7 protein-coding genes and 1 riboswitch are annotated in these 9954 nt (G+C 74.1%); of the genes, 5 read left to right on the top strand and 2 right to left on the bottom strand.

The annotated features are described in order from the left end of the window. Nucleotides 1-267 precede the first annotated feature (267 nt). A complete protein-coding gene (locus KBB57_RS19485) occupies nucleotides 268-1035 on the bottom strand; it encodes a hypothetical protein (RefSeq protein WP_290753942.1) in 768 nt (255 codons plus the stop codon). A 204-nt stretch (nucleotides 1036-1239) separates the two neighbouring features. Beyond that, nucleotides 1240-1347, top strand: a riboswitch (TPP riboswitch). 39 nt (nucleotides 1348-1386) lie between these two features. Between KBB57_RS19485 and thiB the strand changes: the two genes are divergently transcribed. The 3 genes from thiB to KBB57_RS19470 are packed head-to-tail and all read left to right on the top strand — an operon-like array spanning nucleotide 1387 to nucleotide 4698. Further along, complete coding sequence (thiB, locus tag KBB57_RS19480) at nucleotides 1387-2400, top strand: thiamine ABC transporter substrate binding subunit (RefSeq protein ID WP_290753940.1); 1014 nt, start codon at nucleotides 1387-1389, stop codon at nucleotides 2398-2400. Nucleotides 2401-2414: 14 nt separating this feature from the next. Then, nucleotides 2415-3998: a thiamine/thiamine pyrophosphate ABC transporter permease ThiP gene (locus tag KBB57_RS19475; RefSeq protein ID WP_290753937.1), complete on the top strand. Its 1584-nt coding sequence runs from the start codon at nucleotides 2415-2417 to the stop codon at nucleotides 3996-3998. Continuing rightward, nucleotides 3985-4698, top strand: a complete 714-nt coding sequence (locus KBB57_RS19470) for an ATP-binding cassette domain-containing protein (protein ID WP_290753935.1) — start codon at nucleotides 3985-3987, stop codon at nucleotides 4696-4698. The genes KBB57_RS19475 and KBB57_RS19470 overlap by 14 nt, the downstream gene beginning before the upstream one ends. Nucleotides 4699-4994: 296 nt before the next feature. Here the strand turns inward: KBB57_RS19470 and KBB57_RS19465 are convergent, their stop codons facing one another. Further along, nucleotides 4995-6845, bottom strand: a complete 1851-nt coding sequence (locus KBB57_RS19465; protein WP_290753933.1) for a PAS-domain containing protein — start codon at nucleotides 6843-6845, stop codon at nucleotides 4995-4997. 297 nt (nucleotides 6846-7142) lie between these two features. Between KBB57_RS19465 and KBB57_RS19460 the strand changes: the two genes are divergently transcribed. Both KBB57_RS19460 and KBB57_RS19455 read left to right on the top strand, forming a co-directional pair. Beyond that, nucleotides 7143-7772, top strand: coding sequence for an SCO family protein (locus KBB57_RS19460; RefSeq protein ID WP_290753930.1), 630 nt, complete (start codon nucleotides 7143-7145; stop codon nucleotides 7770-7772). A gap of 97 nt (nucleotides 7773-7869) precedes the next feature. Next, nucleotides 7870-9768 (top strand): potassium transporter Kup, encoded by a 1899-nt coding sequence (locus KBB57_RS19455; protein WP_290753927.1) that lies wholly within the window; start codon nucleotides 7870-7872, stop codon nucleotides 9766-9768. Nucleotides 9769-9954: the final 186 nt, after the last annotated feature.

Here is a 9954-nt window from a genome sequence, read left to right as displayed (position 1 = left end):
GCCTCGATGCGGATGCGGCCGAGCCAGGTGCGCTGGACCTCGCGCACCTGATACCCTTGCGCGCGCAGCTGCTCGACCACCTGGTCGACCGGCGCCGCCGCCGCCGGGCCGGCCAGGGCCAGCGCCGCCACGGCGACCTGCATCAGCTTCCGCGCCCGCATCGGCTCTCCTCCACGCGTTCCCGCCTAGCCGCGATCGCCGCGGCGCGCAACGCCGGGAGCCGGGCGGCGCACCGCCCGGCTCCCGCGATCCGCCGCTCGCCGACGCTCAGTCGTCGTCCCCGTCATCGTCGTCATCGCCGTCGTCGTCCCCGCCGCCGCCGTGGCCGGACCCCGACCCGCCGCCCGACCCGGAGCCGCCGCCGGAGCCGGAGCCGCCGCCCGACCCCGACCCGCCGCCACGCCCGGACGAGCCGCCCCGGTTGTCGTCGTCGTCATCGTCCCGGTCGTCGTCCCGGTCGTCGTCGCGGCCGCCGCGGTCGTCGTCGTCGCGGTCGTCGCCCGCCTCGTCCCGGTCGTCGCGGTCGTCGGCGTCCGCCCCGTCGTCGCGGTCGTCGTCCGCCTCGTCGCGGTCGTCGCGGTCGTCGCCGTCCAGGCGGTCGTCGTCATCGTCGTCGACGCGCGCCGAGACCAGCGCCCCGCTGGCCGCGTCATAGGTCAGGTCGCGGCGCTGGCCGTCCTTCGTGGCGTCGACCTCGATCCGGCCGCCGCGCTGCTCGATCTCGATGTCGGTGTAGCCCGCCCCGCTCAGCGTCGTGTAGAGCCCCGAGAACCGCGCCGCCGAGGTCGCGCCCCCGCGGTCGTCGGTCGGCCGCTGAACGTCCGAGACCAGCCGGCCCGTCGTCGCGTCGTAGACGAGCTCGCGCTCGATCCCGCCCTTGACCGCCTCGACCTTGAGCCGGCCGCCCTCGTTCTCCACCTCGAAGCCGCCGTAGCCCTGCCCCTCCAGCCGCTCCAGCACCGGCGCGAGCGCCGCCTGCCCCCAGGCGGGACCCGCCAGCGCCGCCGCCGCCGCAAAAAGCCCGATCCGAACCATGTCCTGTCCTCCGTTTCTCCCGGCGAATCCGTCGCCGGCCTCCCCATCCATGCCAACCCGCGGGGGCGGCGCGCCATCGCGCTGCGGTTTATCCCCGCCCCTCTCGGCCGAAGGTCCCACGCCGCCTAAACCAAAGGTTTACGCCCGCCGGCCCCCGCCAACCCCTCCGGCGCCCTTGCCTTCGCCGCCCCGCGCCCTATGGTGCGCCTCGCCTCGGGGTGTCCGGTGAGAATCCGGGCTGAGATCGCGTCACGCGGACCCGTCGAACCTGAACCGGATCATGCCGGCGGAGGGAAGGCGCGACGGGAACCCCGTCCTCCTCCTCGCCCCGCAGCCCCAAGGAGGACCACCATGCGACCCATCCTCTCGACCGCCGCGGCGCTCGTCCTCGCCCTCGCCGCCCAGATGAACGCGCAGGCGGCGCAGGCCGAGGACAAGCCCGAGCTCGTCATCTACACCTACGAGAGCTTCGTCTCGGAATGGGGCCCCGGCCCCGCCATCGCCGCGAAGTTCGAGGAGACCTGCGACTGCACGGTCCGCTTCGTCGGCGCCGGCGACGGCGCGGCGCTCCTCGGCCGGCTCCGCCTCGAGGGCGCGCGCTCGCCCGCCGACATCGTCCTCGGCCTCGACACCAACCTGACCGCCGAGGCGACCGCCACCGGCCTCTTCGCCCCGCACGGGCTCGAGGCCCCGGAGCTGTCGCTCCCCGTCGCCTGGGACGACCCGGTGTTCCTGCCCTACGACTGGAGCTACTTCGCCTTCGTCTACGACAGGACGAAGCTCGCGAACCCGCCGACCAGCTTCGAGGACCTGATCGCCTCGGACGTCTCCGTCGTCATCCACGACCCCCGCAGCTCCACCCCGGGCCTCGGGCTGATGCTCTGGGTCAAGACCGCCTACGGCGACCGCGCCCCCGAGATCTGGGCCGGCCTGCGCGAGCGCGTCGTCACCGTCACCCCCGGCTGGTCAGAGGCTTACGGCCTGTTCCTCAACGGCGAGGTCGACATGGCGCTCGCCTACACCACCTCGCCCGCCTACCACGTCATCGCCGAGCACGACCACGACAAGGCGGCGGCGATGTTCGACGAGGGCCACTACATGCAGATCGAGGTCGCTGGCGTCACCGCCGCCTCCGACCAGCCCGAGCTCGCCCGGCGGTTCCTGTCCTTCATGCTGAGCGACGACTTCCAGTCGATCATCCCGGAGACCAACTGGATGTATCCGGCCCACACCCCGGCCGCCGGCCTGCCGGAGGGGTTCAAGGACCTCGCCGTCCCCGCGAAGCCGCTCCTCCTCTCGCCCGAGGAGGCCCGCGCCGCGCGCGAGGGCGCGCTCGACGAGTGGCTCCGCGCCTTCAGCGGCTGAGGCGGCGCGAACCGGTGCGCGCGCCGCGCCCGCCCGGGACGCCCGGTCCCGCCGCCCTCCTCGGCGGCGGGCTGGCGCTCGCGCTCGTCGCGGCGCTGACCCTCGGCACGCTCGCCGCGCTGGCGCTCCGCGCCGAGCCCGGCCGCGGCCTCGGCCCGGCGGAATGGGCGGCGGTGCGCTTCACCCTCCTGCAATCGCTCCTCTCCGCCGCGCTCTCCTGCGCCCTCGCCGTCCCGGTAGCCCGCGCGCTCGCCCGCCGCCGCTTCCCCGGCCGCGACGCCATGGCGACGCTCCTCGGCGCGCCGTTCCTGCTGCCCGCCATCGTCGCGGTCTTCGGCCTCGTGGCGATCTGGGGCCGCGGCGGCCTCCTCAGCGACGCGCTCGCCGCCGCCGGCCTGCCCCGGCTCGACATCTACGGCCTGCGCGGCGTCGTCCTCGCCCATGTCTTCTTCAACCTTCCCCTCGTCACCCGGCTCCTCCTGCAGGGCTGGGCCGCTATCCCCGCCGAGCAGTTCCGCCTCGCCGCGCAGCTCGGCTTCGCGCCCGGGGACACGCTCCGCCGCATCGAGGCCCCGATGCTCCGCGCCGTCCTCCCCGGCGCGTTCACGCTGACCTTCCTGCTCTGCATGACCTCCTTCGCCGTGGCGCTCACCCTCGGCGGCGGCCCGCGCGCCACGACCGTGGAGCTCGCCATCTACCAGGCGATCCGCTTCGACTTCGACCTCGGCCGCGCCGCCTGGCTCGGGCTGATCCAGTTCGGCCTCTGCGCCGCCGCCGCGCTGCTGGCGCTGCGCTTCGCCGCCGATGCGGGCTTCGGCGGCGGCCTCGGCGCCGCCCCGCAGCGCTGGGACGCCGACCGCCCCGGCCTGCGCGCGCTCGACGCCGCCGTCCTCGTCGCGCTCGCGCTCTTCCTCGGCCTGCCGCTCGCCGCCGCCGGGCTGCGCGGGCTCCTCGCCCTCGGCCGGCTCCCCGCCTCGATCTGGCCCGCGGCCGGGCTCAGCCTCGCCATCGCGCTCCTCTCCGCCGCGCTCGCCTTCGCGCTCGGCCTCGGCCTCGCCGCGCTCGCCGACGCGCTCAAGGCGCGCGGCCGCGGGCTCGGGGTGGAGACCTTCGGCCTCCTCGGCCTCGCCGCCTCGCCCTTCGTGGTCGGGACCGGGCTCTTCATCCTGCTCCACCCCGTCGCCGACCCGTTCGCGCTGGCGCTGCCCGTCACCGCCGCGGTCAACGCCACCATGTCGCTGCCCTTCGTGCTCCGCGTCCTGCTCCCGGCGCTGACCGAGGCGCGCGAGATCGACGGCCGCCTCGCCGACAGCCTCGGGATGGCCGGCTGGCCGCGCTTCCGCCTCGCCATCTGGCCGCGGCTGCGCCGACCCGCGGGCTTCGCCGTCGGCCTCGCCGCGGCGTTCTCCATGGGCGATCTCGGGGTGATCGCGCTCTTCGCGCCGCCCGAGGTCGCCACCCTGCCGCTCTTGATGCAGCGGCTGATGGCCGCCTTCCGCAACGAGGCGGCGGCGGGGGTGGCGCTCGTCCTCGTGGCGCTGACGCTGGCGCTCTTCTGGGGCTTCGACCGCTGGGGGCGCGGCCGTGCTGCGGCTTGAGGGGGTCGAGATCGTCTACGACGACTGGCGGCTCACCGCCGACCTCGCGCTCGAGCGCGGCTCGGCGACGGCGCTGATCGGCCCCTCCGGCGCCGGCAAGAGCACGCTGATCGCCGCCATCGCCGGCTTCCTCGCCCCGGCGCGCGGCCGCATCCTGTGGGAGGAGCGCGACCTGACGCCGCTCGGCCCGGGCGCGCGGCCGATCACGCTGGTCTTCCAGGAGCACAACCTCTTCGCCCACCTGACCGCCGCGCAGAACGTCGGCCTCGGCCTGCGCCCCGACCTCCGCCTCGGCCGCGACGGCTGGGCCCGCGTCGAGGGCGCGCTCGCCGCCGTCGGCCTCGCCGGCATGGGCAACCGCCGGCCGGCGGCGCTCTCCGGCGGCGAGCGCAGCCGGGTGGCGCTCGCCCGCGCCATCCTGCGCGACCGCCCGCTCCTGATCCTCGACGAGCCCTTCGCCGCGCTCGGCCCGGCGCTCCGCGACGAGATGCTCGACCTCGTCGACCGCATCCGCGCCGAGCAGGGCGCGACGCTCCTCATGGTCACCCACCAGCCCGCCGACGCGCTCCGCATCGCCCCGCAGACCGTGGTGGTCGACGACGGCCGGGCCCTGCCGCCCGCCCCGACGGCGGCGCTGCTCGCCGATCCGCCGCCCGGGCTCGCCGCCTATCTCGGCGACGGGGAGAGATCTGGCGGGTAATATAAGTCCCACACGAGCGCCGGGGCCGCAGGCCAGTCGCCCGCGATGCTGCTGGACGAGCCCGGGCAGATACGAACGGGCGATATCTGGATCATGTTTATTTGCTTGCAAATACAAGCCGCTTCGCGTCGAGCAGGTTGACATGCGCATGTCGACCTGAGGGCGCCGTGGCGAGGCGAGACGTCGCCGCCGGTCGACCCTTGCCGCCTCCATCGTGCAGCGTGGACGGGTAAGGTTGCGTTAACCCGCCCCTACGTGAAATCAATGGCTTAGAGGGTTTTCACGCGTGAACACCCTCACGCGCTGCGCGCAAGCGCGGGCACCGCGTCGGGCGCCCCCGCCCGCAGCCCGCGCAGCTCGCGGGCCCGGGCGAGCCCTTCGCCCAGCCCCTGCGCCGCCGCGCCGAGGGACTGGAACGCCTCCTGGCTGCCGGCCGCCGGGATCGCCGCCATGATCCGCTGCACCGCCGCCTCTACGGGGGCCTCCAGCGCCGCATAGGCGAGGTCCTCGACCAGCGCCGCGGCGCCGCCCTCGCTCCCGACCACGCCGCGTGCGTCGGCCAGCGCGGCGCGCTCCTCGCTGAGGCAGCGGAACACCACCAGCGCCGAGGCGTCGGGCAGCGGCGCCACGAGGAGCTGGAGGATCCGCCCGTCCCGCGCCTCCACCGCGTCGGTCCAGCTCGCCCGCGCCTCGCCGCCGGTCGCGAAGTCGCGCAGCCGCGCCCAGGCCGGGCTCGGCCGGCACCGCTCCGCCCAGAGCGCGGTCAGGTCGGCGACCCCCGGCCCGTCGAGCCGCGCCATCGGGTCGAGCCCCCACATCGCCTCGAAGGCCGAGTTGACGAAGACCAGCATCCCCGAGGTGTCGAACACCGCCACCGCCTCGACCATCCGGTCGAGCGTCGCCTGGCTGAGCTCCAGCTCCGAGCGGTACTTCCGCTCCAGCTGGATCGCCGTCGAGATGTCCTCGAAGAGGAACGCCAGCGCGCCCTGCGGATGCGGCCGGCCGGTGACCCGGAAGATCTTGCCCGAGGGCAGCACCCAGTTCTCCTCGTAGGCGCCCTCCCGCGCCCCCTCCTCGATCTCGCCGAGCTTGCGCCGCCAGGCCGCGAAGTCCTTCTGCTCCGGCATCTGCCGGGTCTCCCGCAGCCGCTCCAGGAAGTCCCGGAGCGAGGGCCGCCCGGCCAGCCAGACCGCGTCGATCTTCACGAGCTCGGTCAGCGCCGGGTTGAAGAGCCCGAGCCGGCGGTTCTTGTCGAAGACCGCGAGCCCGATCGGCAGGTGGGCGAAGGTCTCGGTCAGCGTCTCGATGAACCGCCGGAGCGAGGCCTCCGCCGCCACGAGGTCGTCCGCCTCCAGCGCGAAGCTCAGCGACCCGCCGTTCGGCGCCGGCCCCTGGCTCAGCTCGTACCAGCGCTGCTCGCCGTCCCGCCCGCTCGGCACCGCCACCCGCCGCCGCTGCTCCCCGGCGCGCGGGGTGAGCGGCACCTCCTCCAGCACGTGCCCGAACCCGTCCGGGATGCGGTGGTCCGGCAGCTCGCCCTGCGGCGCGAAGCGGTCGCGATAGGGGGCGTTCGCCCAGCCGACCTGCCCGTCCGGCGCGACGCTCCAGGCGAGCACCGGGGCCCGGTCGAAGGCCGCGCCGAGGAACGCCGCCTCCGCCTGCGCCCGCTGCAACGCCGCCTCGGCGTCGCGCAACGCCTGCGCCTCCTCCGAGGCCGGCCGGATCGACAGATACGCCGCCCCGCCCCGCGGCTCGCCCAGGAGCTCGAACGCCCCCTCGGCCCGCTGCAGGTGCCGGCGGAACCCGACGCCGTAGAGGACCAGCGCCTCGAGATCCCCGTCGATCCCCGGACAATCCGCCGCCAGATGCGCGCGCAGCCCCGCGAGCCGCGACGCCCCGCTGCCCAAGGTCGCCGCCAGCGCCCGCGCCGCCTCGGTCAGCGGCTGCACCGTCGAGCCGTGCAGCAGGAAGTCGCAGGCCCCCGCGACCGGCGCCTCGCTCGCCCGCGCCGGCACGACCCGCCGCGGCCCGAAGGCGAGGGCGAGCCCCAGCGTCACGACCGCGCTGACGACGGCGGCCCAGACGAAGTCCGGCGCCCCGAGGATCGTCGCGGCCGGGTCCACGTTCAGGAGATCGGCAAGGTTCATGGGCGCTCCCGTGAAAGGCCCGCCACCCTGGCGCGGCAAGGCTTAAGGAAGGCTTAACCTTACCCTGCGGTTACGCGCCGCGCCGGCCCACGCCACCACCCACGCCCGCGGCGTCGGGCCTCCCGCAGGGCCGCAGGGGTTCGAGGACATCCGCAGGCCTGCTCCTGTCGATGCGCCGGCGGCGGCCTTGCCCCCCGGCCCGACCCCGCCGCCGTGCCCGAGCCCGACCCTGCGGGCGTGCCCCGCCCGACGCCGCGGGCTTGCCCGCGTCCGCGGGGCGTGCGACATGCCCGGGCCATGACCCGCATCGCCGCCATCCTCGCCGCCAGCGTCGCCGTGCTCGGGATCGCGGCGCTCGCCTTTCTCGCGCTGAGGGGGAAGCCGGCGGACGTCTTCGCGGAGTGCCGCGGCGGGGCGGTGGCGACCGGGACGGCCTCGATCGGCGGGCCGTTCACGCTCACCGGCGGGAGCGGCGCGCGCGTCACCGAGGCGGAGGCGATCACCCGGCCGACGCTCCTCTATTTCGGCTACACGTTCTGCCCGGACTTCTGCCCGAACGACCTCGCCCGGAACGCCGTCGCGGCCGACATCCTCACCGAGCGCGGCACGGACCTGGGGCTCGTCTTCGTCACCATCGACCCGGAGCGCGACGCCCCTGAGGCGATGGACGCCTATGCCCGCGCCATCCACCCCGACATGCTCGGGCTGAGCGGCTCGCCCGAGGACATCGCGGCGGCGGCCAAGGCCTATCGGGTCTACTACCGCAAGGCCGGCGACGATCCGGAGTTCTACCTCATGGATCACTCGACCTTCACCTACCTGGTCGCGCCCGGGCAGCCGTTCCTGGAATTCTACCCCTCCGACGCCACGCCCGAGGCGGTCGCGGACAGCGTCTCCTGCTACGTGGACGCGCTCGCCGGGCTGTAGCCGGGCGGTCACGGTCGCGCGGGCGGCGACGACGCCGCTTGCTGCGGCGCGTCATCAGGCGTAGAACCGCCGGTCGAGACGCCGCAGCGAGGATCGCATGGCCTCCGACACGCCCGCCCCCGGCGGCGCGGCGCACCAGTCCGCCGGTTTCTGGAAGCTCACCCTCGGTTCCATCGGCGTCGTCTATGGCGACATCGGGACGAGCCCGCTCTACGCCCTGCGCGAGGCGCTGCACGGCGCGTCGCGCGACGGATTGCTGCTCGCCGAGGAGGTGATCGGCATCGTCTCGCTGCTGATCTGGACCCTGGTGATGATCGTGACGGTGAAATACGTCCTGCTCATCCTGCGGGCCGACAACCGCGGCGAGGGGGGGACGCTGGCGCTGCTGGCGCTGGTGCAGGGCGCGGTGGGGCGGCGGACGCCGCTCCTCTTCGGGCTCGGCATCGCCGGGGCGGCGCTCTTCTACGGCGACGCGGCGATCACGCCGGCGATCTCGGTCCTCTCCGCGATCGAGGGCCTGACGCTGGTGCAGCCCGCCTTCGAGCCCTTCGTGATCCCGATCACGCTCGCCATCATCGTGGCGCTCTTCTGGATGCAGAGCGGCGGCACGGACCGGGTCTCGGCGCTGTTCGGGCCGGTGACGCTCGTCTGGCTCCTCACGCTCGCGGCGCTCGGCGCGGGGCACGCCTTCGACCGGCCGGCGATCTTTCACGCGCTGAACCCCTATCACTGCATCCGCTTCTTCCTCGAGCACGGGTTCGGGGCCTTCGCGGTGATGGGCTCGGTCTTCCTCGCGGTGACGGGGGCCGAGGCGCTCTACGCGGACATGGGGCATTTCGGCCGCGGGCCGATCCGCTTCGCCTGGACGACGCTGGTCTTTCCGGCGCTGACGCTGAACTACCTCGGGCAGGGCAGCCTGGTGCTGGCGCGGCCGGAGGCGGCGGGGAACTCGTTCTTCCTTATGGCGCCGGCCTGGGGGCTGCTGCCGCTCGTGCTGCTCGCCACGGCGGCGACGGTGATCGCCAGCCAGGCGGTGATCACCGGGGCCTATTCGCTGACCCAGCAGGCGGTGCAGCTCGGCCTGCTGCCGCGCTTCGAGATCCGCCACACCTCCGAGTCGCTGGTCGGCCAGATCTACATGCCGCGGGTGAACTGGCTGCTGCTCGCGGCGGTGCTGGCGCTGGTGCTGCTCTTCGGCAGCTCGGCGTCGCTGGCCAGCGCCTACGGGATCGCGGTGACGGGGACGATGATCGTCACCTCGCTCCTCGCCTACGCGACCTTCCGCCGGGTCTGGGGCTGGCCGGCGACGGCGGCCGCGGCCGTGGTCGCGCCGCTCCTCGCGGTGGAGCTGGTGTTCTTCGTGGCGAACCTGCTCAAGTTCTTCTCCGGCGGCTACCTGCCGCTCGCGCTCGCGCTGGCGCTCGGGCTCGCCATGGCGACCTGGGTGCGGGGCACGGCGATCGTGCTCGGCAAGGCCCGCTCGGCCAGCGCCTCGCTGTCGTCGCTGATCGCCTCGCTGTCGCGGTCGAAGTCGATCACGCGGGTTCCGGGGACGGCGGTGTTCCTGACCGCCGACCCGGACATCGCGCCCTCGTCGCTCCTCCACAACCTCAAGCACAACCACGTCCTGCACGCGCATAACCTGATGGTGACCGTCTCGGTGGCGAACACGCCGCGGGTGCCGGACGCGGAGCGGCTGACGATCGAGTACCTGAGCGAGGACTTCACCCGCATCACCGTGGAATACGGCTTCATGGAGGAGCCGAACGTGCCGCGGGCGCTGGCGCTCGCCCGCAAGCAGGGCGTCGCGTTCGACATCATGACGACGTCGTTCTTCCTGAGCCGGCGCAACTTCAAGGCCTCGCCGGACGCCGGGATGCCGCTCTGGCAGGACAAGCTCTTCATCGCCCTGAGCAAGTCCGGGGTCGACGCGACGAGCTTCTACCGCCTGCCCTCCAACCGGGTGGTCGAGCTCGGCCAGCAGATGATCGTCTAGGGGAGCCCGGCCGGCACGGCTCCGGCGGAAACGCGGGTGTTCACGCGTGAATATTAGCTAGAGACCCCTGCGAAACTCGTTGATTCCCTTGGAGATCCCGATGGGTTAGGATCTCGGGATGAGAGAGAGCTTCGCGACGCAACCCGCCCTTTTCGCCGGCCCCGAGCTGCTGGATCACCCCGCGCT

Origin of the sequence: Amaricoccus sp. (assembly GCF_017993425.1) — a bacterium.
Taxonomy (GTDB): Bacteria; Pseudomonadota; Alphaproteobacteria; order Rhodobacterales; family Rhodobacteraceae; genus Amaricoccus.
This window is presented reverse-complemented; position numbering and strand designations above follow the sequence as displayed.

Coding starts and splice junctions, on each gene's coding strand:
- KBB57_RS19485 (WP_290753942.1), bottom strand. CDS start 1,035: ATGGTTCGGATCGGGCTTTTTGCGGCGGCGGCGGCGCTGGCGGGTCCC.
- thiB (WP_290753940.1), top strand. CDS start 1,387: ATGCGACCCATCCTCTCGACCGCCGCGGCGCTCGTCCTCGCCCTCGCC.
- KBB57_RS19465 (WP_290753933.1), bottom strand. CDS start 6,845: ATGAACCTTGCCGATCTCCTGAACGTGGACCCGGCCGCGACGATCCTC.
- KBB57_RS19460 (WP_290753930.1), top strand. CDS start 7,143: ATGACCCGCATCGCCGCCATCCTCGCCGCCAGCGTCGCCGTGCTCGGG.
- KBB57_RS19455 (WP_290753927.1), top strand. CDS start 7,870: ATGGCCTCCGACACGCCCGCCCCCGGCGGCGCGGCGCACCAGTCCGCC.